Genomic DNA, 24,832 nt, shown 5'->3' on the forward strand with positions numbered 1-24,832 from the left:
GTCTGAATTCAGGTTTTTTTTTAAATTTTTCAAAGAAATTCAACTGAAAAAAATTTCAAACGCGATCATGAGGTGTTAGTTATTGAGGCTACAATCGGATAATTATCCTACAAAATATATGTACATGCTACAAAATATTTGGTTCTCCGGCGTTATTGCCCGGCAATTGCCATCAGGGGTTGCTTGAAAAAATTCGAGCATGGTATGATAGGGTGATTGAAAATTTTTCCGGAAATTTTTCCGGATGTCGATTGCGATGGTAAGAATGGTGGAACGTTTCATTCAAATCGTTAGCAGGTAGAGTATGCTGCCAGAATTCATGGAGGAATAATTGGGGAAGTACTAATGCTGGAGGTGAGTGCCCCGCATACCCCCCACCACATTGTGACGAAACGCGATCAGACTTCTCATCCGCGTTTTTTTGAGGATGGGGAGTACCCCTACCGTACCACCACGCTCGCTTTTGCATCAAACGGGTTCTTCCGCATCGCGAGGCTGAAGAGGTACGGGTAATGAGTCTTCAGGTACTCCATGTACTTCAGCCACTCGGGCACGAGCCGGGAATAGACCCGCTCCATATCTCCCTCAAGGTGTGCGATGTCTGAATGGGGGAGGTTTGAGAGATCTTCCCGTGCATTCAGTTCCTCGGTCAGGTGGGTCACGGCAAGGATCAGTTCGGTAAAAGTCTCGTGCTCGAATACCGTGGGGTTCTCGATGATGCGGAGGAGGAAGTCCTCGTTACCGTTAAGGAATGAGCGCAGCGATTCCCGGTCAACACCGGCTGGGTCCACTCTGCAGTTCCACCCGTCAAGGGATGCCCGGGCCTCGCGGAAGCGATCGGCGGTCCAGTCAGCTGGACTGATCTCCAGCTCTTTCTGCAGGGGGGTGGTGCAGGGATCGGCTTTTGAGAGCCGGGAGAGGAGCGGGGTGCCTACACGGGAGAAGAATATCCCAATAACCATGTTCAGTTTTTCCATGCGCTGCTGCTTCTCGCGCGACTCCAGCAGCTGGTCGATGATCAGGGTAACACAAAGCACCTCGACCGGGATGAAGACAAGGTCGCCGACAAAGAAGATTCCAAGGTGGTGCAGGTCATGGAAAACAAGGTAGTGGATGGTCATCAGGAGCAGTGTTACGGTGACAAGCCCAAGCGCCACGAGCACTTTCCAGCGGGTTTCTTCCTTCATACCGGAGATATCATGCAGGATAGGGGATAAAAACACTGGTCATGTCAGTGTCCTGCCAGCAATTACTGGCACGGAACAGGGCAGCCGGACCACACCGTGAATGGTAGTTGCGACAAACGGTGCTTAAGAAAAGAGGATACTATTAGCCACGGGTACCTCCACCCGTTGGCTCCTGTACCTGGAACGATTCTCCCCGCAGAAACTCCTTGAGATTCGTCCAGAGCTCACCAATCGCAGTGGTGACAGTATCAATCACACCCTCGACCTCGCCCATCATTCCCTCTGACCGCACGGGTTCCGGACAGTAGGGGGTCAGCGCGTACCGGGTTCTTCCGGTAAGGGTGTATCCTCCGGCATCGGGATGATCCGAATAATCCAGCTGGATGATAATTTTTCCGTCCGGATCATCGCCAGCAATCATATCACCGGCCATGAGCGACTCCGATACCGAGGCGGGTATGATCCGTGCACTCCGGTGGATGTAAAAATGTCCCTGGATGTACGTGATACGCCCGACTTCCCCGGTTTTTATGCAGGTCCTTATCACAGGTTTGTCGGATACCGTTGCCGCAATGGTCGTCTGCGTGGCCACGGACGCTCTACCAACCCGGGAGATCCGTGCAGCAAGACCGTCCGTACCACCGCCGAGCATGGTCACGTCAGACCGGTCAACGAGTTGTATGTTGGCAAACGCCCCACGCTGGAGCGTTACAATATCCTTATCGAGAATGGTGTCACCTGCCTTTGCCGGGCGGGCCTCCATGTTCCGGGTTATGACAACGGAATATTCACCTATCTCGGGTACCATCACCACCGAAACGATCCGGCCAAGGGTAACCTCATCTGTCTGGACGGTCAGGTAAACGTTTTGGGCACCCTGCGCTGTTACCACAGGAACAAAAACCAGAAGAACCATAAACAGGACAAAACCTGCCCTGATCCTCGCGTTTGCCTTCATGTCCCGTAAAAAGGGAGGGAACTGCAATAAACTTTCTGTTTTTTTTTAAGATATGCTGTCTGGTGAGCCGGAACGGCCGGAAACCACGATCCTGGAGCACGATTCCAACACGTTCGTCATCCGGGGAACATATCAGGATTATTAGAGAAAAGGGGGAGGTTTTTCTTACTCGGCCTTGGCCGGCTTGACGCCGTCGACCTTGATGTACCGGCGCTTCAGCTTGTGCTTGCTGCCGATCGTGGCAAAGGTGCGCTCCTCGGCCTGCTTCTCATTGGGTGCCTCGACAACTTTCGTGTAGGGCGTCCAGTCCTCGCCCATCAGGAACGAGCCTTTCACTTCAAACTTCTGATCTGCCATGTTGAATCACTCCAGAAAACCAAATACATCTTCAATCCTGCCCAGTTCAAACCCGCTCGTGGCATTGCCCGCAATGTACCCCTGCTCATTGACCAGGAGGCCGGTGCCGACAAGACCGCTGCCCATGTTGATGGACCCCGTACCTACCGGGACATTTGCGATCTTCTCCAGCTGCTCGATCTGCCGGTCTGTTGCACGCGGGTGCACGATCACGCCCTTGTTGGTCGCGACTCCTGCCATTCCCACGGTCTTGACGCCGCCAAGAACAAGTGCAATAGTCTCGACACCGAGGAACTCGCCGATGGCTTCCCTCAGGTCGGACGGCATGTCCGGGTGGACTGCGGCAAAACTGTCGTTTGCCATGATCACGTTCCCCGCCGCGTTCATCGACTCCGTTAAGAGCAGGACCTCGCGGTGCTGCGAGAGGATATCTATCTCCTCCTCTGTAGCAAGCCCCGAGACAACCATGCCCCGGCTGTTGCCGGCAACAAGCGAGCCGATGATCGAACTCCCCTGGACGGTTGTCTCGACGAGTGTTACGCCGAGCGCTGCCTTGATGGCAGCCTTGAAATCCTCCGGTGCTTCGGGGGGGATGATGGCAATGTCGCCGAGCACCCGGGCAAAAACCCCGATGTTCGGATCGCCGTCAAACGTGATCGTCCTTTCCATCTTATGATTCCGGTGCAAGTTCTGCCTGAACCTGCCCGTCCTCCATCTTCATGGCACGGACACGGATCTTTGACGGCGGCTTGGAGCTGCCCCGTGACCATACCTTCTCGTTGATACCCTGGTCGAGCTTCACATCCTCGCTCTTCATGTGCTTGGCCAGGTACTTCCGGATGTCCTTGATAGCGCCGTTCGAGCGCTTCCAGCGGGGCATGCGGCGTGCATCCCTGAGGGGGATGACGTAGACGTGCTCTTCCATATTTCCTGCCATTGTCTACACCTTCAGCGTGCTCTTACGCCAGTTGCGCCTTCTTGGGTGGTTCACAACCGACCTCTTTGTCCTGACCATGACCCACTGGGGCACGCGCCGGTTCTGGTCGCATGCCTTCGCAAGCCGTATTTTCCTGCCTTTGCTTACCTTGCTCATCGTTGTTCACCTTTAATTGTTTTTCCTGCCGACAACGAGCGACTGCTCGTGGCGGGACGGGAAGAGGGATGCCGGATCGAGCCCACGGGCCCGGATCGCGTCCCTTATCTCTGCTTCGTAATCGCCGTTGGTGATCGTGCCGGTCTCCCCGTAGTTCACAACGAGGAGCTGGTCCGCCAGCCGGTCGACTTCGCGCCTGGGGATGCCGAGCAGGGGTCGCACGTACGAACACCCTGTCCTGCTCATCAGGCTCTGGACCGCATCGCGGGGGAGCATCGGGACCCGGTCATCAAACCGTGTGCCGTCCCCGACCACGTCGTACTCCGCTGCGAGCGATTCCACGGCGGCCCGGTGGATAGCATTGATGGCATCGTTCGGATACCCCTTTGTTATCACCAGGTCGGCCATTTCTTCAATCATTCCTTCTCTGAATACCCGCTTTTTCAGGGGGTAGCCCAGTGCACCTGCCGCAGCCTCCACAGTCGGGATCTGGCGGAGCGGGTCGAACACGAACGTGTTGAGTTCGACCTCGTAATACGTACCCAGCAGGATCGCTGCAAGGGAACTGTCCTTTCCGCCGCTGTACAGCACTCCGATTTTCATTATCTTCTGGTAATGGAGTAATCCCGTTTCTTTGGCGCGAGCTGCCGGAGCAGCTCCTTGAGCTGTGCATCGGTGATCTTCTTCTGGAGACGCCCGCTCTGGGCAGGCATCACCAGCTGCTGTTCGACTGCCCCGGCAAACTCGGGTTTGGTCAGCTTGATGGTACTCAGCCGTTCCCGGGCATCGGGCTCGAGGACCTGCATGAGTATCATCTGGATCTGGGATTTCATCTTCTGCTGCCGCTCGAGCTCTTCCTGCATTGCCTGCTGGTCGCCAGCCTGCTGCTGCATCTGTGCCATCCTGCGCCTGCGGAGTTCTGCCAGCTCGTCGTCTCCCATAATACACCTCACTGGGGTGCTTCTGCTTTATCTGCCTTCTTCTTGGCAGGTTTCTTCTCGGCCTTGCCGCCTTCGGCACCGTCAGCAGCTGCTGCCTTCTCGCCCTTCGCCTTGCCCTTCTTGGCATCGGCCTTCTTGGGCTCCTCGGCAACAGGCTTGACACGCTTCGGTACCGGCGCGGGCGGGTTCTTTAAGACTTCCTGCGAAAGGTTGTCCAGGAACTTCATGCCCTCGGGGGATACCCGGCGCCCGGTCTTGTCGTGGAGGATAAGGCCGGCTGCCTCGAGCTGCTGGAGGGACTTACGGAGGATCGAGCCGCTGCCCTTGCGGAACGCGTTGGGCCGGGAACCGCGGTTCTTCTTGCCACCGTAGAAACTCCGCATCCGTTCAACGCCCAGGGGGCCGTCGACATAGACGCGTCTCAGTACTGCTGCTGCCCGGGTGAACCACCAGTCGGGGTCTTCAGGGGGCATCTCTTTGTGGACGCCCGTTTTGGCAAAGGCAGCCCATGCGGGGGGAACGATCTCCTTCCGCTTCTTGAGCTCCTCGGCGACCCTCCTGATGATGTGGTCAGCGGGAACATCGTATACAGTCGTCATGTAATACCTCTACTGTTGATAATGAAATAACAGTCTTAACTTATTGGTGAGGAGGGTTCTTATATATTTCCACAGGCGGCGGATCCGACGGAGAAAAGAGAGGGTGCAGGGATGACCGGGAGAGATGGGGGGGAACCAGGCCGGTTACTCTGCCTTGTTCCGGGGTTTGAGTGCTCCGGTCTGGCGCGGCTTCCGGACCAGTTCAGGCTTTGCCGGAGATTTGGCTTCCGGTTTTTTGGGTTCCGGTTCCCGTTTCTTTGACATGACCGCCGCGGACCGTCCCTCAGCCCGGGCCGTCTTCCTTGGTGCCCGTTTCATTGGGGCCTTTTTTTGTGTCGTTTCAGAGCGCGGTTGTGCCACGGCACTCTTTTTCTTGTCGGCAAGCACCAGGGTCCTGCCCCGCACTTCAACGAGCTGTGCTTTTGCTAAAAGCGCAATTTCTTCAGGACTGACTTCCGCGCTCTGGAGCCACTTTACCTTGATCAGTTTACGTTTCTTCAGCTGCGCGACAATCTCCTCTATCATCGTCTCTGAGCAGCCCTGCTTGCCGATCCATACGGTCGGCTTAAGGTCCTGCATCGATCGGTCACTTGGTTCCGTCATCAGGTCTCACCACCCGGTATCTCATCTTTTTGTTGCAGGAGCCGCAGGTGACAACAACATTGCCGTCATGTACCCGTACCCGCATGTTGTTGCCCGGGACAAGGAAGGCGTAGCAGTGATGGCAGTATTGCCGGCGGAACTCCCGGTCGATCCTGACCCGCTGGCGCATCGCAATCCTTCGGGCAAGCTCCACGTACCGGTTGCTCCGTTCCGGGTGTTCAGGGAAGGCCTGTTTTGCCTGCGTGAACAACTCGCTGATTCGTTCCTTTGCTATCTTCTTTGTTGCCGGGTTTTTGGATTTTGGCTTCATCGTACCTGGTGCGGCTCCCGGTTGTGGTAATCTTTCAGTGTTCCGGGTAATAACCTTCCGGGTCGGAAAAGCAAAAGGGAGAAACCGGGCCTTATTTCCGGATCCTGACTTTCCGTCCCACAATCTCCAGCTTGTCCTCACAGAAAAGCCGGATCGCTTCGGAGAAGGCAATATGCTCCTGATCAAGGATCCGTTCGGCGAGGGAATCCTCATCATCATCATCCAGCACGGGAACAATCCGCTGGAGAATGATGGGTCCGCCATCCAGGCTCTCATCCACGAAATGGACGGTACAGCCCGAGACCTTCACACCATAGAGCCATGCCTGACGCTGGGCATGAAGGCCCTGGAAACTGGGAAGCAGGGCCGGGTGGATGTTCACCATCTTCCCGGGAAACGCACGCACGATCTCAGGCCCGACAATGCGCATGTATCCTGCGAGGACGAAGAGATCGGCACGGCACTCCTGCATCACGGCAAGAAGGGCGCGCTCGTACGCTTCCCGCGCGGGAAACGAGCGATAATCGACGACCTTGACCGGGATCCCTGCCGTTCCAGCCCGCTCGATTGCATAGGCTTTCGGGTTGTCCGTTATGAGCGCAACGCAGGTTGCCGGTATCTTCCCTGAGGCAATGGCATCGATCACGGCCTGGAAGTTCGATCCACGGCCGGATGCGAGGACGGCAATCCGTTTCGTCATGGTTTCTCCAGGGGAGGTTCATCTCCAACCGGTTTTTTTCCGTTTACGTGTGCTGAATGAACGAGCACTTTCACTTTCACGATCCGGCGGCCGTGCATCTGCATCACCGAGAGCGTAATATTCTGTTCCGGAAGCTCGGCTTTCTCCCCGGGATGGAGAGGCAGGTGGCCGAGGCGGTCGATGAGCAGACCCCCAATCGTCTCATAGGACTCGTCTTTGGGAAGACCGATCGCCATCCGTTCGTTGGCGTCATCGATCCACATCTGGGCGTCAACGACAAAGACACCCGGGGCAATCTCCTGGACATCAGGGTCTTCCTTGTCATACTCGTCCATGATATCCCCGACAAGTTCCTCAAGGATGTCCTCGACCGTGACAATGCCGACGAAACTACTGTACTCGTCAATGATCACCGCCATCTGGACGCGATGGACCTGGAGCTCCTTTAACAGGTCATCGATCTTCTTGGTTTCAGGAACGAAGAGGGGATCGTACATCACCTCGTTTATGGTGGCATTTTTCCTCCGCGAGACCATGGCGGCGAAGACGTCCTTGACGTTTAAGATGCCAATGATGTTGTCAATCTGGTCGTGGTACACCGGTATCCGGGAGAAACCCGTCTCATTGAAGATCCGGATGGCGTCATCGAACGAGATCGTGTCCTCCATCAGGATGACATCGATCCGGGGTGTCATGATCTCGCGGGCTGTGGTGTCACCGAACTCCAGAACGGAGTAGAGCATCTCCTGCTCGTTCTGCTCTATGGTGCCCTCTTCCTTGCCCACATCGATCCATTCCTTGATCTCCTCTTCCGTGACAGACGGTTCCGCCGCGTCCCTGCCAAGCCCGAGCTTCGGGGTCACCCGCTCGACAACCCAGATGAGCGGCGCAAAGATTTTCGAGAGGAAGAGGATGATCGGCGCTACGGTCAGGGCAAACGTATCGGGAGCCCGTGTTGCATAGATCTTCGGGCTGATCTCACCAAAGACGAGGAGGACGATGACCACAACCCCGGTTGCGATCCCCACCCCGACATCGCCAAACAACTTGATGGCAATGGAAGTGGCGAGCGCAGCAGCTGCAACATTGACGATGTTGTTCCCGATAAGGATCGTTGTCAGGAGGTGCTCCGGGCGCTCTTTTAAGGCCATGAGGGCATGCGACCCGACACGGTTATCGTTGTCGAGGGTCCGGACCTTTGCCCGGGTCATGGAGATGAGCGCAACTTCCGAACTCGAAAAAAATGCGGAGAGGATGATGCAGATAAGAAAAAGGAAGATCTCAAATGTGTTTTCAATCATTGTCTTTCACAACGTGCGGGTACACGATACACAATTTCGCGTGAAATATACCTGTATATTCGGGAGCGAATTTAATAAAACCAGCGATTACTCCATGCATTCCTGCATGAAGACACGGTCACGGGTAAGGATTGCGATCTTCTCCTCCGCAGACAGGGGACTCACGAAGTTCAGGTCATCGATCTCCAGGGTCAGGGGGCCCCCGTACCCGATATCGAGGAGCGCCTTCATGACACGCCCCATCAGGGGGCTCCTGTCCAGGGGCAGGTGGAGCGCCTTTCCTTCTTTCCGGCTGATGTGGATATTTGCGAGCCGGTCGCCGCAGAGATCGATATACCGCAGGGGTTCCTCCTCATCCTTTGCCAGTGCATGGGCAACGTCGAGAGTGAAGTATAACCACGGTTCGTCATCAAGCAGTTTCCGCATTCGTTCCGGCGAGCAGAGAAGCGAATTGACTTTCGGCTCCATGTTCTCCATGCTCACCTTTATGGTATCTTTCAGGGCAGTCTCGCGGACTACCGCTATGTACCTGGAGAAACGGGCAAAGTCCGCTTCACCGGGAGGACGTTTTGCCGTGCGCCGCCCGGGATGAAGAGTGAGGACACGGGCTCCCATCTGTCCGGCCATCTCTATGGACCGTGCCGCATATGCGAGGGAAACATCCGCGACATCAGGATTGATTGAGCACGGGTTAAGATCCAGAATCGGGGCGTGGACGGTGAGAGTCGCAATCTCCAGGTGCTTCTTGTGTTCCGTTACGACTTCATGAACGGGAAGATCCCGGAGCCAGAAATGCGGGGTCTCGATCCAGTACTCGATTCCATCGAGACCGGCCCGCGACACGTACAAGAAGATCTCCGCAGTTGTGTATTCGTGGAAGAACATGCTGGATACGGCGAGCGGGACCATAACACTACTATTTGATATGCGGTTTTGCCCTAATAGTTGTTGATGGACTGGTTCAGCACCCCTGATGAGCCGGAGAAGAAGGCGGTTCCGGCGGCACCATTACTCGTTTCCGAGCTATCGGCCATCATCAGCGGGCTGCTCGATGACCCCCGGCTCCAGGATGTCCGGGTCCGGGGCGAGGTGACCAACTACAAGCACCACGGCAGCGGGCACCGGTACTTCTCCCTCTCGGAGAAGGGCGGTGGCAGCACGGCGGCCGTCATCAAGTGCGTCATGTGGCGCTCGGATGCGGAACGGCTCGTATTCCGGCCGGAAGAGGGTATGGAGGTTGTTGTAACGGGATCGGTCACCCTGTATGCTCCGCATGGCACGTACCAGCTCCGGGTGCGGTCCATGGAGAAGGCCGGGCTCGGGGAGAAGTACCTGCTTCTTGAGAAGTGGAAAAAGGAGCTCGCGGCAGAGGGACTCTTCTCCACAGAACGCAAGCGGGAACTCCCGCCCTTCCCGTCACGGGTCGGCGTGGTCACTTCCGAGACCGGAGCCGTGATCCATGACATCCGCAATGTCATCACACGGCGTTACCCGGTCGAAATCCTCATCTCCCCGACAGCCGTACAGGGGGAGGAGGCACACGGGGAGATTGCTGCAGCAATCCGTCGGCTCTCCGGGCTCGCGGATGTGGTGATTGTTGCGCGGGGCGGGGGCAGCTTTGAGGATCTCTTCCCCTTCAATCATCCGGATGTCGTGAAGGCCATCGCCTCCTGCCCGGTCCCGGTGGTCAGCGCTACCGGCCACGAGGTGGATGTCACGCTCGCAGATCTGGCCGCGGATCTCCGGGCGCCAACCCCTTCGGCAGCCGCCGAACTGGTTGTCCCGGATCGGAACGCCTTACGGTTGCAGCTTTTTGAGTTGCGTGACCTGATGGGGTCGGCTCTTCTCGGAAGGCTGGCATGGGCAAAGGAAGAGATATCCGGCCTCCGCGACAGGCTCCGGCCCCGAAGGTTGGCACAGAAGATCGGGGAACGACAACAGTTTACGGCAGACCTTGCGGAACGACTGGAGAGGGCAGTATCCACCAGGCTCGAACGGGACCATCTTGTCCTGGCGGGGATGAGGACGGCACTGGAAAGCCACAACCCGGTTGCCGTACTCGCCCGCGGGTATTGTGTTGCAGAGAAAGACGGAACAATTGTCAAGAGCACCGGCAGGCTTGCAGAGAAGGACCGGCTCCGGCTCCGGTTTTATGACGGCAGCAGCCAGGTGATCGTGGAGCGTGTCAACCATGACGGAAACATATGAGAAGAAGATCGAGCAGCTGAAGAAGATCATCGAGAAGATAGAGGATGGGAACACGAGCCTTGACGAGAGCATGAAACTCTACGAGCAGGGTGCGGCTCTCGTCAAGCAGTGCGAGACGATGCTTGCCGAGGCCGAGGTGAAGATCACGACCCTTAGCCGTGATGCGTGACCGTCAGGGTAACAACCATCTCTTTTCCCGCTGCAAAGTTTTTTACGAGTTCCCGGGGCAGCGTGAGCGCAACCCGATCGGAGAGGATGCCAATCGTCCTCCCGCAGACAAACATGCTCTTTCTCCAGACCATATCTGTGGGATGGTCGAGTGTCATCTTTGCCGACCCGCGCGAGACGATCTCCGCGACAACGCCATCGCACTCAAGCCGCGTATGAAGGATTGTGTCATCACTGGCAAGCGCCTGCCGAAACTCAGGGGATAGGCCGGCGCACCCCTTGTCTGCTGCCACCCCGATGATACAGTTGCCGTTTTCTGTCAGGTGGTCCTCCACAGTGATTTCGAACGTTGTCGGGTGAGTCCCGAGGACGAGCGGGTGTCCCCGGCACCGTACGTATTCCTGCGCCTTCATCTTTATCATGTGAGGGCTGCCATTGATATTCAATGTTTATCACCGCTCAATGCCCCGAATGCAAGGACGAGACCGAGCACGAGGTCGTATCAGAGTCCCGCGACCTGCTCGTGCGGTGCACGGCCTGCGGTAACCACCAGCGGATTCCCAAGGAGAAAGAGCCGCAGGTCCTGCTGGTAAAGGCGATTGTGTCCCGTGAAGGCACCTCGAAGAACTGCGGGATCGAGCTTGCGGAAGACGATGAATGTAATGTCGAAGACCATCTTGTTGCCGAATGCGGGGACGATGCGTTTGGCGTCGAAGTGACGGCAATCGAGTGTGGCGAGAAGCGGGTGAAGCGGGCAAAGGCCAATAAGATCACCACGCTCTGGACCCGTGCCATCGAGAATGTCGTGGTCAAGGTCTCCATCCACGACGGCTGGAAAACCATCCCCCTGTACATGGAGTGCGATGGCGAACAACCGTTTGTTGTCAACGAGGTATACACTGCTTCAGGAAAGCGGTTCAGGGTCTCCCACATCAAGCTCCGCGATGGTCCCCTTATGCGAAAAGAGGGCTGGAAGACCGTTGCCCACCGGATCAAGAGGATGTACGGGACCCGGGTCTGATTTTTAACGCGGCGGATATCCTCGCTGAGTGGACAGCGTTGCATTGTACCGTACCCCCCCAAAGGGACTTCTTTTCCACCCCCTTATTCTTCTTTCTGCCTTGATTTTACAGGATCTTTCAATTCCTTCTGGTACAGGCGTGAAACGCAAAGATGAGAATATCACTCCAGATCATTATTCAACAGGAATGACCGGTGTCCTGTGTTATTGGATAACCTGGAACACGTCCGGTACCGGTTAGAGAAAAAAAAGGGGGAGATTTACTTGTGGGAGAACTGGACAACGGTGACGTCAGCTGACGGGTAACCGAAATCCACGATAATCCCGGCATCGGAGACCCGGACAACCTGCGCAAGCCGTACATAGGAGACAGCAGAGGTATTTCCTGCACTTGCCTCAGGGTTTTCCGATACACCAAGGAGCAGCGAGTCGCCAACCTCGAGAGACTTCACATCTATCTGGGTATTCGCCAGGTCTTCTGGGGAGAGAAGCGTTGTCATGGTGCCGGACGTAGGTAAAATGACCTTCTTCTTCTCATTGGTCTTCATGCCGACAACTGCATTACTGATAGCGGCATACTCGGGGTTGTACAGGGCAAACTCCTGGTAACTCCCGCCGTTCATGGGGGAATACACCAGTATCGGGTAAAGTGCCTGCCGGTAGGACTGGTTGGCCGTAAGGGTGAGCTGCTTTGCAAAGAGAAGCGAGGCGCCCTTTGCTACCTGTTCCTTGTATACATTCTGGTCAGTTGTCAGGAACGGTCTGCCGGTCGAGTCATAGAGTGTATAGTCAACCATCACCGCATCTCCCGGCCTGATCGGGGCAAGACCGGAGATCCAGTTCATTCCCATGGAGGAGACCACCATGATAACGATAAAAAGTAATGCAGCGGCGACAAAAAGCACCTTCTTCCAGGTCTTCACGGTCGCCTCTTTCTTCTTCTTTTCTCCCATGAAACTAATCCTCCTTACTACATCGCAACTGCACAGTATAAACTATTCCGAACCGGCTGGCACAATAAAAATATTTATTAATAATAAATACTTACTTTGAGTTATCCCCTCACCATAAGCAGGGGGACAAAGGAGGCATGACCATGGTATGGAGAAGGTATCCCATCGACTCCATCTGGCATGAGATGGACGAGATGCGGGCGGAGCTCGACAGCCTGTTCCGCCAGATGTCAGAGGGAAGCAGGCTCCTCCCGGCAGGAGGGATGAGTGACCGGATGCTCCCGGCAATCCGCGGGGAGTTCCGCGTGGACGTGCGCGAGCATGAAGACGATGTGATCGTTGCAGCCGATCTTCCGGGTGTTGACAAGGAAGCAGTGTCGCTGCAGCTGGTTAACCCGCGGGCACTTGAGATCTCCTGCGAACGGAGCGATGAACGCGAGGAGAAGCAGAAGGGCTTCTCCATGCGGGAGCGCATATCCGGCTCGATGAGCAGGATCATCGCGCTTCCAGCCGATGTAACGGACAAGGACTCACGAGCGAGTTTCCGGAACGGCGTTCTTGAGGTGACCTTAAAAAAGACACAGGATGCGAAGAAGTCACGGATCACAATTGAGTGACCCTGTAAAGGAACATCACTCTCCTCTCATTCATTACCCTTTTTTACCGATGTGTTAAAGTGCCGGGCGCTGTAAAGCTGTAGTGATGGACAAGAAAAAGGTCAGGGACTACATGACCTACGACGTCATCAGCGTAGACTCAAAAGGTGCCGCACAAGACGTCATCGACAAGATCCAGAAGACGAACCACGACGGTTTTCCGGTGGTTGATGGCACCCGGGTTATCGGGTATATCTCAGCCCGTGACCTCTTGTTTACCCAGGCAGATACGCCTGTTGAGCAGGTTATGTCCAAGAACCTTATTGTCGCTGATCCGGATATGGATATCAACGATGCCGCACGGGTCATTTTCCGGAGCGGGATCCAGAAACTCCCTGTTGTTGACGAGAAGAACAACCTGCTTGGTATCATCTCCAATTCCGATGTGATCCGCTCCCAGATCGAGCACGTTTCCCCGGAAAAGGTTTTCAATTTCATGTCCACGCTCAAGAAGCTGTATAACGTAGACCCAAGCCTCGACCGCGGGACACTTCCGGTCAAGGACCTCCTGCCCACCCAGTCCAAGGTGTACGAGGACGAACTGGAAGGCCGGATCTACGAGATCCGGAAGGGACTTGCCGAACCGATCATCGTGGTGCGGCGCCCGGGCAGGACAATCCTCGTTGACGGGCACCACCGGGCTGTTGCCGCAAAGAAACTCGGGATAACCGCCCTCGACTCATATATCATCGACATCAAGGACGATATCGAGCTCGGCCTCGAACGAACTGCACGGGCCATGAATTTAAAAACCCTTGACGATGTGCAGGTGCTTGACTATGCACGGCACCCGCTCGTTGCAATCACGCACCGCATAGTGAAGAGAGACTGACGTCTCTCTTCTTCACTCACAGGTCTGATGTCCTGTTCGTTAGTGATGAATGACTGATGCTCATTCATCTTACGGGGATTGGATTAGCGCTTCGACTTCACCGAAAGACCGGGGCAGGGAATCCCGCATGTCCCGGTAACACGCTAAACGAAAAAAGGTGTTTTCAGATGATTACGACCCGTTGCACCGAAGGTCGTATTTCTCGTTAAGCACATGCTCTTTTACTACGGTTCCTTCAGGAACAACAACCTCGGGCCAGAGGCGAGTCTTGGAGTGGACGATCACCTTGTTCCGAAGGACAACGCGGGGGCCGATCACGGTGTCGTTTTCGATGCTGCAGTGATCCCCGATATGCGTGTCGTTGTCCATGATACTGCCGGAGACCGTGCTGTTTGCCCCGATGATAACCCGGTTGTAGAGGGATGATGAGAATACCTTCGCGTTGTTCCGGATAATGCACTTCTCGCCGATCGTCGTGTACGGCCCGATCAGGACATTATCGCCGATTGTCGTCCCCGACCCAATGGCAACCGGGCCAATGACCCGGGTGTTCTTCCCGAGCGTGATGGACCCGCCAAGGTGAACAGGGCCCTGCACCTGTGCCCCGTGCATTGAGAGATCCCCGATAATATCAGTAAAATCGATTCCCTGGAGCTTCCAGCGCTCTGCGTGCCGAAGAGATTGGGGGCTCCCGACATCGGTCCAGTTCCCCCGTGCCAGCCACCCCTTGAGGGACTTGTTCTTTTCCATCAGTTGGGGAAAGAGGTCACGCGCAAAGTCATACTTGACACCCGCAGGAATGTAATCGAATACCTCGGGGCTGCAGACATACATCCCGGTGCTCGCGAGGTTGCTGAAAATCTCTCCCGGCCCCGGCTTCTCCTTGAACCGTTTTATCTCGTAACTGGCATCGATCTCCGCAATACCGTACTCCCCTGGATCATCGATGGAGATGAGCCCGATGCTTACGGTTGCCTTCTCTTTCTGGTGAGCCCGGTAAAACTCGAGAACGTTTAAGTCCGTAACATGGTCGCCGCCGACAATGAGGAAGTCCTGCCCGTCAAGATGTTCCTGGGCATTTTTGACGCTGCCGGCGGTTCCGAGCTTTGTCTCTTCATGAACGTAGGTGATCTCTGCACCAAAAAGGGAACCATCCCCCAGCGCCTCTTCGATCGCCTCGCCCATGTACCCGAGAGTCAGGACCACTTCCCGGAACCCGAGGTTTGTCAGATGTGCAACGAGGTGCTGGATTGAGGGGCGGTTAACGATGGGAATGCAGGGCTTGGGCCGTTCGAATGTGAGAGGGCGGAGACGGGTACCTTCCCCTCCGCACATGATACACACCTTCATGGTACACAGGTTTCGTTCCGGAATGGTTTAAGGCTGATGCTTTCCTGTCCTGTTCTCCATTTTTATATGCCATGGAAGGGAATAGATCCTAAATACTGACGGTGAATCCATGGCTGAAGAAGAGTACCGGCTGTTGCCGGCAACAAACGGAAAGGTCCAGTGCCTTCCCGAAAAGAAGCAACCGCTGGAGAACTGCGGGTTCTGTATCTACAGCAGGGAATTTCAGGTGGGGGGGAAATTTGTCAGGTCACCTGCACTGGCCTACTGCATGAAATGCCGGGTCACTGAACGGGTGGACTATGCAAAAGCCGATGCCGTGAGATGTGCTGACCGCAAGGCTGAGGGTTTCCACAGCATCACGAATATCATCAGCTGATATCTATTCAGGAACACCAAGGAGCGACACAATCCGTTCCATATCCACGTGCTGCTCGAAGTGGTCTGCGAGAGCATCGTACGGGTCACCTGCCAATTCCGGGATCGGCTCAAACGTCATCCCTCTCTTTTCGTGCAGGTATGAAAGCAGGGCATTTGCCGCAGACAGGTTCTGGAAGAGCCCATGCATGTAGGTGCCAAAGACAAGCCCGTCATCGCTCACCCTCCCGTCGCCGTTGAAAGCCTCCCCGCTACTGCCGGGTGCCGTGACCCCCATGTGGATCTCGTATCCCGTCACCGTTCCCATGGCCGAAAGGAGGGGTGGAACAGGACTGGCCGAGCGGGTCACCTGCGTCGTTTTCTTGTCATATGAAGTGAAGTGCGTTATGCAGTCAAGAAGCCCGAGACCATCATAGGTTCCTACTGCCGACTCGAACCCGGCGTCGACCAGGTGCGTGCCAAGCATCTGGTATCCGCCACAGATCCCGATGATGGGAATCCCCTGTTTGCGAACCCGGCACAGTTCCCTGTCCGTCCCAGCGGCTTTCAGCGCCGCAAGGTCCTCGATAGTATTCTTCGTTCCCGGGATGATCACGCAGTCAAACCCTGCAAGCGATCTCCCCGGATCCACATACTCCACGGAGGAATACTGTTCCAGCAGCTCAAAGTCCGTGAAATTAGCGATCCGTGGCAGGCGGATAACGGCAATCCTGACCCCGGTCGTAGCGGCCTTCTTATCGCCTATCGAGAGCGAGTCCTCGCTTGGGAGGGGGAGGGAGACATACGGGACAACGCCCAGAACCGGCACCCCGCAGAGTTCCTCGATCTTCCGGATCCCCGGCTCGAATATGGCCGGATCCCCGCGGAACTTGTTAATGATAACGCCTTTCACCAGTGGCCTGACCGAATCCGGAAGGAGCTGGATCGTCCCATAGACCTGGGCGAACACACCCCCGCGTTCAATATCGGCGACGAGGATGAGGGGGATGCGGAGCCGCTCGGCAAGGAGCGTGTTGGCGATGTCACGATCATAGAGGTTCACTTCCGCCGCCCCACCGGCCCCTTCAACGATAACCTCACCAAATTCCTCTTTCAACCGGGCATAGGCAGAAACCGCCTCTTCCAGCAGCTGTGGCGTCTCGCGGTAATACTCGGTGATCGGGACATCTTTGTACGGCCGGCCATGAAGAACCACCTGGGAGATACAGTCCCCTTTGGGCTTTAAGAGGACAGGGTTCATATCGGTGTGGGGTGCCACCCGTGCGGCAAATGCCTGCATGGCCTGGGCCATCCCGATCTCACCACCCCGTGAGGTCACGTAGGAGTTCAGGCTCATGTTCTGGGACTTGAACGGTGCAACCGGTATCCCCCGCCGTACAAGCGAGCGGCAGATAGCGGCAACCGTGACACTCTTTCCGACGTGGGACGCTGTACCCACCACAAACAGCGACATGCTTTCGTATAATGTATGCAGGGATCCTAATAACAGGTGCTTATCGTTCCTGCGGCTTTGCAGCAGGAGGGGGGGCCGCAGCCAAAAAAACGCCAGATCCTTGCTGACTCGTGATGTTGGGTAGCATAATGGACGTTTTTTGCCCTATTCAATGCCAAACAATAAATAAAGAGAGACGTAAAAATACTGACTAATGATTGGTGGGATTTGCCCGACGTGTGGTCTACCTAAGGAATTGTGTATTTGTGAGGAGGTAGCAAAAGAACAGCAGAGGATCAATGTCAAAGTCAACAAACGCCGGTACGGGAAAGAAGTGACCGTCGTCGAGGGCCTTGATCCGACTGATATCGATCTCGAAGACCTGTCAAAGTTCCTGAAAGGGAAGCTCGCCTGCGGGGGAACCGTGAAGGGCAACTCCATCGAGTTGCAGGGCAACCACCGGGACAGGGTCAAGGAACTCCTCACCCTCAAGGGTTTCAACATGGAAAATATCTCCTGATTCTCTTTTTTCCTTTTTTCAACATACCAAAAAAGTAGCCCGTCTCTCGCGCTGCTACGGTAAAAATCAGATAAAGAACCTGAACGTGACCCACGCGATCAGGAGCATGATGGCCGAGTACTTCAGCCCCCCGATGACCCGTCCCTCGCCCATCTGGCCGGCAACAAGACCTGAGAAAAATCCCTGCATCATCGCCGCATGGGAGAAGAGGCGCTTGTACACGAAGATGTCGATCTTGGCCCCGAACCCGGAAGCCCCGGAGGCCGCGGCCGTTGCCCCGGCTGTTGCCATGGTTGAGAGGAACGATGAGACGAGGATGGCGATGACAAAGAGGAAGACGGCAAAAGCGACGAGCACGATGATGACGTAGATCATCATGTTGTTGGCACGCTCCTGCTGGAGATTTACGACCTCGAACGTGTCCTTTGCGGCAGCCCGGAGCACCTCGCTGACATCCCCGCCTGCCTTGCTTGCCTTTGCGATCAGGTCTACGCTCCGGTCGGCAAGCGAGGTGCCAAGCCCCTTGCCGAACCGGTACAGGGCCTCGACGAAACCGACACCCCAGGACATCTCATTGTCCAGTTTCCGGATATGCGGAGTGAGGGTCCCGTACTCTGCGGCGGCAACCAGGTGGACGGCATTCGGGAGCGTCATACCGGAATCGTTCATCCCGGCAAGGTCGCGGAAGAAATTCGGCAGGGCATTTTCCAGGTTTTTGACCCGGATCTGCTCTTTTAAATCGAGGAGTGCAACGGGCACGATCGCAATCAGGACCGCAAACATCAGGAAATCGTCAACCGAGGTGGCGGTAAAGAGCACGTTCATCCCGTAGTTCTGTACCATGAAGATGAAACCCCCGAAGAAAACGAGGAGCGATACGGGGATACAGACAATCAGGATATTCTCCGGTCGCTCTGTCAGTACCTGGAGGGGGTACTTGAGGAATTTCCCTACCCCGACCCGGCTCTGCCGCTCCTTGTCAAGACGGCTCGTGATTTGGCTGAGCTGTTCCTCTTCAGTAGAATTCAGGTCTGCGCTTCCCGGCGCCGGGCGGTCTTTTGCCCTGCCGGGCATCTTGTCGAACATATCCCTGATATTCATGGTCATGTCTCCGGGGTCATTGTGCTGATCATGACGACAAACGCCAGGCTGCCAAACGGTATCATGATGTAGACAATGGCATACAGGAACATCGGATTGTTGTCACCCGAGAGCACAGACATGATGGACTGGAGGATGATCAAAAAGAGCGTCCCTGCCACCATCGCCGTTACATACGATTCCGCGATCAGGGCTAAAAAATCCAGGAACTGCTTCTGGGTCTGCCGGTTCTCAAGGGCGTACTGGTCGGCCTTGTTCCGGAAATAATCCGTCAGGTTCCCTCCGCTCGATATGCTCGCCATTGCACCCTGCAAGAACTCCTTCATGCGTTTGCTGGGCGTGCTTGCCGAGACGAGCCGCAGGGCATCGATCAAGTCCCTCCCGAAGATATCGATCTCCCTTGCAATATACCGGGCCTCGACCGAGCTCTCGCCATAGATCGGGCTGTCGCCAAGAAGCCGGAAGACTTCAGCCGGGGTGATGCCGGCTGTCGACATCGATGTCACGTAATTGATCGCATAGGGGAGACTCGCATCGATCTTGCGCTGCCGGTTGCCCGCTTCGATGCCGGGGTACATCAGGAATGCCGCAAACGTGAGCCCGCCAAAAACCAGGAGCGAGAAGACCGTAATGACAATTGTGCCGATGACGAGGCTGTGCTGTGACAGGACAATGACAAAACCCGGGACAGCGCCCTTGTACTGGATCAGGTTCGGGAGCCGGAGGAGCCAGGTGATGAGGCCGATCACGGCTGCCATGCCGAACCCGACAAGGACAGCACTGACAACAGCAGTTGACAGGTACACTTCAAACGGGGTCTTGAACCGGGCCGAGATCAGGTCGTTTTTCAGCTGGGCGTAATCATTCCGCTTCGCCTTCATCCGGTTACCGAGGAGATTGAAGCAGAACCGCTCGAAACTATTCATAGAGGTCCTTCCTCACTTTCTCGATAACGGTCTCCGGGTCGCGGTGGTAGGAGATGAGAGTCTTAGCCACATCCTTGTAATGGCGGATCTTCTTGATGCGCATCCACTCGAGGACTTCCTGCCTCCGCTTGAGCTCTTCCCGCATCCGCCCCTCGTCCCATCCCTTTGCTTCCATGATCTCTTCGAGCAGGTAGGACTTGCCGGAGTAGGTGTGCTCGTCTGTCGCCGACCGCCACTTGAAGACCTCGTTGGTGATGAGCTCGTTTGTCCGCGGGTCGATGTCAAGGATCTCGACGATCTGCTTGTTCCGCCGGATGCGCTTGCCGCCGACCCGGGCCTGGACCTGCACGCAGATGAAATCCAGCGCCGAGAGCATGTTCCGCGGCACGTCCATGGGCGGGTTCTCGATACGGTGTACAACACTCGCCACCGAGTCGGCATGGGTGGTGGAGTAGGTGATGTGGCCCGTGCTCATGGCCTGGAAGAGGGTCTGGCATTCTTTGCCACGGACTTCGCCCACGATAATGTACTCGGGCCGCTGCCGCATTGCAGCACGGAGGAGCTCGTACATGTTGATCTCGCCCCTTCCCGCAGTATCGAACGAGTCGCGGGTCACACTCGGGATCCAGTTGGGGTGCGGGAGTTTCACTTCCCGGGTATCTTCGAGCGAGACGATCTTTGCCATGGGCGGAATGAAGAGCGAGATGGCGTTTAAGGCCGTTGTCTTCCCTGATGCTGTCCCGCCTGCAAAGATGGCCGATTTCCCGTTCTCCACGGCAAGCCAGATGTAGGCAATCGAGAGCGGGGCAAAGGTATGCCACTCGATCAGGTCAGTTGGGGTGATCGGCTCATCCTTGAACTTACGGATGGTGAACGTGGATCCATGGGCCGTTACTTCTGTCCCGAGGGTCATCTGGATACGCGAACCGTCCTGCATGGTGGCGTCAAGGATCGGTTCTGCAATGGAGATGTACTTCCCTGCCCGCTGCGCGAGTTTTGTCACAAACGAGTCCAGTTCCTCGGCAGAATGATACGCAAGTGTGGTCTTCATCGATTCATAACTGGAGTGGAACGCGAAGATGGGAGTATGGACGCCATCGCAGGAGATATCCTCGATGTACTTGTCATGCATGACAGGGTCGATGAGGCCGTCACCGAGGAAGTCCTTGTGCATATTGTAGTGCAATTTCTCTTTCTGCACCGGGGTGAGCCGTATGCCATAGTCCTGGAGGACATCGTTTGTCGCCTCCCGGAGTTTATGCCGGGCCTCCTCGCGGGTGATGTCCTTGGTGTTGATGTCAAGGGTCTCAAAAAGGCGTTCCTTGACTTCCTTTAACAGGTCCTTTTCCTGTTCTGCCAGCACGGGCTCTATGACATTGTACGTGTACTCGTGGGTGGCATGGTCGTAGATGATCCGGACATACGCATAGGGTTCGTTGACCGGGTACATCTCGATCTCCTCGATGCCGGGCCGGGGCGTGAAGGCGAGGTCAATGAGCGGGCCGTGTTTTTTGGCATCGTATTCCTCTTCCTCGGTTCGAATGGCGGCAAAGAGGCTCCCGATGCTGAACTTCTTTGGAACCGTGGGTGCCTTTGTCTCCCCACCAGCAACAACATCCCCGAGATCCAGGTCCTTGAATCCCACCTTGGAGAGTTCCTTCTTCCAGATCTCGTCGAATTCATCCGGAAGGCTGCCGATCGACTGCCCGTCATAAGCGCTGACGCGGCTGTGGAGCTTGAGTTCCTCAACTGCGAATGTTGCACTCTTCGGGAGGATCAGGCCGGAGAGGTCGGAGATCTGGTCCACGGAGATGATCTTCTCTTCGGCGTCCGTTCCCGGCTCTTTTTGAGGCTGCCGGGCGGGATCTGCGGTTGCGTTCAGCTTCGGTTTCTTCTTCCAGGGAGATCTCCGCGGGTCCTCGTCGGCAATCTCGACTGCTGGTTCAGCGGCAGAAGGGATATCGGGTGCTGCCAGGGCGGGCAGCTCCTCTTCTTCCAGCAGGTCGTCGAGGGTTATGACTGCAGGTGCCTGCTGGTCGTCCCGGAGTTCTGCCGGCGGTGCCGTTAGTGGAGACGCGGCAGGGCCGGGAACTTCAGCCTTCTTCTCTCCCATTCCGAGTTTCTTCATCAGGAGGGAAAAATCTCCACCGGAGGTAGAAGGTGATTCGGCCGGTGCACCGGCCGGACTTTTCCCTGCCTTCCCATCGTTCCCTCCTGCGGGAGAGGCCGCCTTTTTCACGGTACCGATCTTCTTCGCCAGCCCCTCAACATCATCCAGAGGTTCGCTCTCTTTGTCAGGCATACCGGACCTCCCGCTCCAACCATTGCATTCCCCTCCGCTGCCCCGTCAGCGCCACCATCGTACAAGATACTCTGCACCCGGCTCTATGTATACTCTCTGCAAAGGGGGGGCAGATCGCCGGAAGATGCGTGTCCGGCGGACTACTTTTCATATGAGGATGCATGATCCCGCCTCCCGGGAACGCTTAATTGCTTCTGGACACCCTGGAGCAGTACACGGATCAGCCCGAGCTGTGCATCCGACCGGGTAAGAACGCAGAGCGACAGGTCCCCGCACGGGGCGATGATACACTTGTTCTGCGATGTCTCAAGGATCAGCTGGTCGACAGTGCCGATTCCCAGTTCGCTGGCGACCTTTGCCCCTGCTCTCAGGAAATCCTCGGCAAGTGCTGCAACGTGCTCAAAGTCCTCTTCGCCAACCGACTGCACCGGGAAGCCTTCAAAGAACGCTGATACGGCAATCACGCTGGGCTGGCTGCGGATCTTCAGGAGCTGTGCTTCATCAGGCAGGCGGAGATCCCGGCCGGCCCCGTCATCCCGTGGACTCTTCATGATCTCCCGGTCGGTTCCTGCAGGAAATTCCATAAAAATGTGGATTTATCAGAGCGCTGCAACAATGCGTTCCTTGTTCTTCTTCAGTTCGTACCGGATCCTGCCGATATTGGCCGTAGTGTCAGCAACAAGGGCGATGAGTTCGTCGGGCGAGAGAGGAGAGAGGAGGATTGGCCCCTTGTCACATTCAACAAGCATCTGGGAGAGTTCCCCCTTCCCGAGAGTATTCCCCATTGCCTCCGAGGTGCCAAGACCCGTTGAAGCCATGGCCCCCAGCGCCTCGATATCCACCTTTCCCGAGACTGCACTCTCGATAACAAAGCCGTCCCGCCCCACCACAACTGCCGCTGATACGCCCTCAAGCTTTAAAAATTCCTCCAGCAATGGCTTCAGCATGGTTCACCAGATATAAATGGATCTTTCTTGCTCTTTTTCTATTAATACATTGGTCTTTTGCGATCGCTGAAACGCATGGCGGGATGGGTAAAATGCACCATATTTCAGGCCAGTTAACTCATGAACAAGAACAAGTCGTTATCAAAATGTCCTTATTTTATTAAAAATAAAGTATATCTTCGTTCTTTCCTCCAATCTGCCACTAACACCATCAAACGCTCAAAAAGAAACTATATAGCGGGATATCTCGTACCACTACTGAATGCAGCTCCCGAGAGGCACGTTCCGGGAAATACGGAAGAAGATCGTCCTGCAGGACCTCCTCTCCGAATTCGAGGACACCCGGTTTACTGGTACCTGTGGCATCGTTGCCGGGCCGGCAACCGGTTCCTTTGTCTTCCAGAACGGGGCATGTATCCTTGCCAGATTCCACGGGCAGGCCGGCGATGCTGCAATACGGGAGATGCAGCAGTCTGCACGGGATGCCGTGGATGTGATCATCTCGACACTGGACGAGACCCAGGTCAGGCTTGCCCTGGAATTCAACCCTGCATGCATTGTCCTGACCGAACCATCTCCGGATACCGGCCACAGCCCGCCTGCCCGGGGTACCGCTCCGACGCGGACCATCCCCCCCGTGAGCCCTGACGCTCCCGTTGCACCCGCATCACCACGGCGCGGCAGGCGAATCCTGATCGCGAGCGGTGTGCCGGTGACAAAACAGGATGGCGGACAGATGCAGGATGCTCCCCGGGCCCCAATCTTCCCGTCTGCAATACCACCCGAAACGAAGACACCTGTTGCGGATACCAATGGTGAACCTGAAGATCTTGAGAGAGAGATCGATGCGCTGGACTCCATGGACCTTAATCTTGTCACATCACGGATACGGAGCGAGTGCAGGACGCTCGTAAAACATCTCGACCTTGACCACCTGCTCGAACGCTGAGCCAACGGAGTTGATCACACATGACACCTGCAGTTCCCGTACCGGATGCCCTTGTCTTTATCGGTGCCGGTATCGTCATCGTTGGGATCATCGCCGCCATTGTATTCATCTGGTCCTGGTCCCGGGCGGGTGTGACACCCGCAACCAGTACAGAGGCCGTACGGGTCAAAAGACTCGATTACCAGCCTGCCGCCCGGCCTGTGACACCCTTCATCCGGCCGCCAGTCTCCCGGCAACTCCGGTCACAAGCCGCACCATCAGTTCCAACGGCAGTCAGCGTGGTCGATGGCAGGATCGACATCGCTGACAGCACCCGGGCACTGGCAGAGAAATACACCCTTGCCGGGTTCACCCTTGCAACAGCCGATGGCCTCGTCTTCTCCACGAGCGGGAGTCCCTCGGCAATGGAAGACGCTGCCCGGTATGGCGGGAGCCCGCAGCACGAGGGGCTGCAGGAATCGGCAGGGCTCACGATCTTTACCATCACCCACCAGGGCATCGGTTTGACCGGCATCATCCGTTCGGAGAAGAGAATGACAGGCGACATGATCCGCAGGATCGAGAGCGACACCCAAGAGATTTTAAACCGGTGGATATAACACGAATATAAGCGGAATCCGGTAAGCGTTACCCAGATTACCGGTTTTTTCCAGTGTCGTCAGGTCCCTTATGGTAAAGGTCTATACAATCGCTTCCGGCAAAGGTGGGACAGGAAAGACCACCGTCTCCGTCAACCTCGGCACCATGCTCGCCCAGCTCGGGAAAGAGACCTGTCTTATGGACGCCGACATCGGAATGGCGAATGTCGGGCTCATCCTTGGCATGCAGGACGTTCCGGTAACCCTCCACGAGGTCCTTGCCGGCACCGCGGAGGTCAGTGATGCAACCTACAGCGGCCCCGCCGGCTTAAAGGTCATTCCAAGCGGCATCTCCCTCCAGGGATTCCAGCAGGCAGACCCGGAGAAGATCCGGGACGTCATGGGCGAACTGGTAAAAAAGTTCGAGTTCCTCTTGATCGACGCCCCGGCCGGCATCAGCAGGGA

The 24,832-nt window shown here is 56.1% G+C and carries 33 protein-coding genes; 10 read left to right on the plus strand and 23 right to left on the minus strand.

Annotated features, from left to right (window positions below; all coding sequences use genetic code 11):
- Nucleotides 1-440: 440 nt before the first annotated feature.
- The 14 genes from CW742_RS00145 to CW742_RS00210 form a co-directional block, all read right to left on the minus strand.
- Complete coding sequence (locus CW742_RS00145; RefSeq protein WP_292415392.1) at nt 441-1,187, minus strand: hypothetical protein; 747 nt, start codon at nt 1,185-1,187, stop codon at nt 441-443.
- A gap of 142 nt (nt 1,188-1,329) precedes the next feature.
- Nucleotides 1,330-2,145, minus strand: a complete 816-nt coding sequence (locus tag CW742_RS00150; protein WP_292415393.1) for a hypothetical protein — start codon at nt 2,143-2,145, stop codon at nt 1,330-1,332.
- A gap of 165 nt (nt 2,146-2,310) precedes the next feature.
- Nucleotides 2,311-2,502: a 50S ribosomal protein L18Ae gene (gene rpl18a, locus CW742_RS00155; protein WP_292415394.1), complete on the minus strand. Its 192-nt coding sequence runs from the start codon at nt 2,500-2,502 to the stop codon at nt 2,311-2,313.
- 6 nt (nt 2,503-2,508) lie between these two features.
- On the minus strand, nt 2,509-3,171 hold the full coding sequence (locus CW742_RS00160) for a translation initiation factor IF-6 (protein WP_292415395.1): 663 nt from the start codon (nt 3,169-3,171) through the stop codon (nt 2,509-2,511).
- A gap of 1 nt (nt 3,172) precedes the next feature.
- Nucleotides 3,173-3,439: a 50S ribosomal protein L31e gene (locus tag CW742_RS00165; protein ID WP_292415396.1), complete on the minus strand. Its 267-nt coding sequence runs from the start codon at nt 3,437-3,439 to the stop codon at nt 3,173-3,175.
- Between the two features lie 3 nt (nt 3,440-3,442).
- Nucleotides 3,443-3,595, minus strand: coding sequence for a 50S ribosomal protein L39e (locus CW742_RS00170; RefSeq protein ID WP_292415397.1), 153 nt, complete (start codon nt 3,593-3,595; stop codon nt 3,443-3,445).
- 12 nt (nt 3,596-3,607) lie between these two features.
- Nucleotides 3,608-4,198 (minus strand): alpha hydrolase, encoded by a 591-nt coding sequence (locus CW742_RS00175; RefSeq protein ID WP_292415398.1) that lies wholly within the window; start codon nt 4,196-4,198, stop codon nt 3,608-3,610.
- Complete coding sequence (locus tag CW742_RS00180) at nt 4,198-4,536, minus strand: DNA-binding protein (protein ID WP_292415399.1); 339 nt, start codon at nt 4,534-4,536, stop codon at nt 4,198-4,200. Before CW742_RS00180 ends, CW742_RS00175 begins: the two co-directional genes overlap by 1 nt.
- Nucleotides 4,537-4,544: 8 nt before the next feature.
- Nucleotides 4,545-5,135, minus strand: coding sequence for a 30S ribosomal protein S19e (locus CW742_RS00185; protein WP_292415400.1), 591 nt, complete (start codon nt 5,133-5,135; stop codon nt 4,545-4,547).
- Between the two features lie 144 nt (nt 5,136-5,279).
- Nucleotides 5,280-5,738, minus strand: a complete 459-nt coding sequence (locus CW742_RS15420; RefSeq protein WP_342764849.1) for a YhbY family RNA-binding protein — start codon at nt 5,736-5,738, stop codon at nt 5,280-5,282.
- Nucleotides 5,722-6,048, minus strand: coding sequence for a ribonuclease P protein component 4 (locus CW742_RS00195; protein ID WP_292415401.1), 327 nt, complete (start codon nt 6,046-6,048; stop codon nt 5,722-5,724). Before CW742_RS00195 ends, CW742_RS15420 begins: the two co-directional genes overlap by 17 nt.
- A gap of 91 nt (nt 6,049-6,139) precedes the next feature.
- Complete coding sequence (gene purN / locus CW742_RS00200) at nt 6,140-6,748, minus strand: phosphoribosylglycinamide formyltransferase (RefSeq protein ID WP_292415402.1); 609 nt, start codon at nt 6,746-6,748, stop codon at nt 6,140-6,142.
- Nucleotides 6,745-8,049, minus strand: coding sequence for a hemolysin family protein (locus CW742_RS00205; protein WP_292415403.1), 1,305 nt, complete (start codon nt 8,047-8,049; stop codon nt 6,745-6,747). The genes purN and CW742_RS00205 overlap by 4 nt, the downstream gene beginning before the upstream one ends.
- An 87-nt stretch (nt 8,050-8,136) precedes the next feature.
- Nucleotides 8,137-8,958, minus strand: a complete 822-nt coding sequence (locus tag CW742_RS00210) for a sugar phosphate isomerase/epimerase (RefSeq protein WP_292415404.1) — start codon at nt 8,956-8,958, stop codon at nt 8,137-8,139.
- Nucleotides 8,959-9,000: 42 nt separating this feature from the next.
- On the opposite strand from CW742_RS00210, the gene xseA reads away from it, so the two are divergent.
- Both xseA and xseB read left to right on the plus strand, forming a co-directional pair.
- Nucleotides 9,001-10,257: an exodeoxyribonuclease VII large subunit gene (xseA, locus tag CW742_RS00215; protein WP_292415405.1), complete on the plus strand. Its 1,257-nt coding sequence runs from the start codon at nt 9,001-9,003 to the stop codon at nt 10,255-10,257.
- A complete protein-coding gene (gene xseB / locus CW742_RS00220; protein ID WP_292415406.1) occupies nt 10,241-10,426 on the plus strand; it encodes an exodeoxyribonuclease VII small subunit in 186 nt (61 codons plus the stop codon). Before xseA ends, xseB begins: the two co-directional genes overlap by 17 nt.
- Here the strand turns inward: xseB and CW742_RS00225 are convergent.
- Nucleotides 10,410-10,838, minus strand: a complete 429-nt coding sequence (locus tag CW742_RS00225) for a DUF371 domain-containing protein (RefSeq protein WP_292415407.1) — start codon at nt 10,836-10,838, stop codon at nt 10,410-10,412. The two genes, xseB and CW742_RS00225, sit on opposite strands and share 17 nt — an antisense overlap.
- A gap of 32 nt (nt 10,839-10,870) precedes the next feature.
- On the opposite strand from CW742_RS00225, the gene CW742_RS00230 reads away from it, so the two are divergent.
- A complete protein-coding gene (locus CW742_RS00230; protein WP_292415408.1) occupies nt 10,871-11,446 on the plus strand; it encodes an HVO_0476 family zinc finger protein in 576 nt (191 codons plus the stop codon).
- A 260-nt stretch (nt 11,447-11,706) separates the two neighbouring features.
- On the opposite strand, the gene CW742_RS00235 is transcribed toward CW742_RS00230, so the two are convergent.
- The gene (locus CW742_RS00235) at nt 11,707-12,399 is read right to left on the minus strand and encodes a hypothetical protein (RefSeq protein WP_292415409.1); all 693 of its coding nucleotides are present in this window, start codon (nt 12,397-12,399) and stop codon (nt 11,707-11,709) included.
- 143 nt (nt 12,400-12,542) lie between these two features.
- Here CW742_RS00235 and CW742_RS00240 point away from each other — a divergent pair, with 143 nt between their 5' ends.
- Both CW742_RS00240 and CW742_RS00245 read left to right on the plus strand, forming a co-directional pair.
- Entirely contained in the window at nt 12,543-13,016 is a 474-nt protein-coding gene (locus CW742_RS00240) for an Hsp20/alpha crystallin family protein (RefSeq protein ID WP_292415410.1), read from the plus strand.
- A gap of 85 nt (nt 13,017-13,101) precedes the next feature.
- The gene (locus tag CW742_RS00245) at nt 13,102-13,887 is read left to right on the plus strand and encodes a CBS domain-containing protein (protein WP_292415411.1); all 786 of its coding nucleotides are present in this window, start codon (nt 13,102-13,104) and stop codon (nt 13,885-13,887) included.
- A gap of 171 nt (nt 13,888-14,058) precedes the next feature.
- On the opposite strand, the gene CW742_RS00250 is transcribed toward CW742_RS00245, so the two are convergent.
- Entirely contained in the window at nt 14,059-15,222 is a 1,164-nt protein-coding gene (locus CW742_RS00250) for an NDP-sugar synthase (protein ID WP_292415412.1), read from the minus strand.
- Between the two features lie 124 nt (nt 15,223-15,346).
- Here CW742_RS00250 and CW742_RS00255 point away from each other — a divergent pair, with 124 nt between their 5' ends.
- Nucleotides 15,347-15,613: a hypothetical protein gene (locus CW742_RS00255; RefSeq protein WP_292415413.1), complete on the plus strand. Its 267-nt coding sequence runs from the start codon at nt 15,347-15,349 to the stop codon at nt 15,611-15,613.
- A gap of 3 nt (nt 15,614-15,616) precedes the next feature.
- Here CW742_RS00255 and CW742_RS00260 read toward each other — a convergent pair whose 3' ends face one another.
- Nucleotides 15,617-17,065, minus strand: coding sequence for a cobyric acid synthase (locus CW742_RS00260; protein WP_292415414.1), 1,449 nt, complete (start codon nt 17,063-17,065; stop codon nt 15,617-15,619).
- 193 nt (nt 17,066-17,258) lie between these two features.
- Between CW742_RS00260 and yciH the strand changes: the two genes are divergently transcribed.
- A complete protein-coding gene (gene yciH, locus CW742_RS00265) occupies nt 17,259-17,564 on the plus strand; it encodes a stress response translation initiation inhibitor YciH (protein WP_292415415.1) in 306 nt (101 codons plus the stop codon).
- Between the two features lie 66 nt (nt 17,565-17,630).
- Here yciH and CW742_RS00270 read toward each other — a convergent pair whose 3' ends face one another.
- The 5 genes from CW742_RS00270 to CW742_RS00290 all read right to left on the minus strand — a co-directional run bounded on the left by CW742_RS00270 (nt 17,631) and on the right by CW742_RS00290 (nt 22,840).
- Nucleotides 17,631-18,665, minus strand: coding sequence for a type II secretion system F family protein (locus CW742_RS00270; protein WP_292415416.1), 1,035 nt, complete (start codon nt 18,663-18,665; stop codon nt 17,631-17,633).
- A gap of 2 nt (nt 18,666-18,667) precedes the next feature.
- Nucleotides 18,668-19,591 carry a type II secretion system F family protein gene (locus tag CW742_RS00275; protein WP_292415417.1) on the minus strand — a complete coding sequence of 308 codons (924 nt, stop codon included), beginning with the start codon at nt 19,589-19,591 and terminating at the stop codon, nt 18,668-18,670.
- On the minus strand, nt 19,584-21,893 hold the full coding sequence (locus tag CW742_RS00280; RefSeq protein WP_292415418.1) for a type II/IV secretion system ATPase subunit: 2,310 nt from the start codon (nt 21,891-21,893) through the stop codon (nt 19,584-19,586). Before CW742_RS00280 ends, CW742_RS00275 begins: the two co-directional genes overlap by 8 nt.
- Nucleotides 21,894-22,033: 140 nt before the next feature.
- Nucleotides 22,034-22,444, minus strand: coding sequence for a roadblock/LC7 domain-containing protein (locus tag CW742_RS00285; RefSeq protein WP_292415419.1), 411 nt, complete (start codon nt 22,442-22,444; stop codon nt 22,034-22,036).
- A gap of 48 nt (nt 22,445-22,492) precedes the next feature.
- On the minus strand, nt 22,493-22,840 hold the full coding sequence (locus CW742_RS00290) for a roadblock/LC7 domain-containing protein (protein WP_292415420.1): 348 nt from the start codon (nt 22,838-22,840) through the stop codon (nt 22,493-22,495).
- A 262-nt stretch (nt 22,841-23,102) separates the two neighbouring features.
- Here CW742_RS00290 and CW742_RS00295 point away from each other — a divergent pair, with 262 nt between their 5' ends.
- The 3 genes from CW742_RS00295 to CW742_RS00305 all read left to right on the plus strand — a co-directional run.
- The gene (locus CW742_RS00295) at nt 23,103-23,789 is read left to right on the plus strand and encodes a hypothetical protein (protein ID WP_292415421.1); all 687 of its coding nucleotides are present in this window, start codon (nt 23,103-23,105) and stop codon (nt 23,787-23,789) included.
- Nucleotides 23,790-23,809: 20 nt separating this feature from the next.
- Complete coding sequence (locus CW742_RS00300) at nt 23,810-24,388, plus strand: hypothetical protein (protein ID WP_292415422.1); 579 nt, start codon at nt 23,810-23,812, stop codon at nt 24,386-24,388.
- Between the two features lie 70 nt (nt 24,389-24,458).
- Nucleotides 24,459-24,832, plus strand: a 374-nt coding sequence (locus CW742_RS00305; protein WP_292415423.1) for an AAA family ATPase, incomplete at its 3' end; no start/stop codon positions are given.

It is taken from the genome of Methanoregula sp. (genome assembly GCF_002835825.1).
Lineage (GTDB): Archaea > Halobacteriota > Methanomicrobia > Methanomicrobiales > Methanospirillaceae > Methanoregula.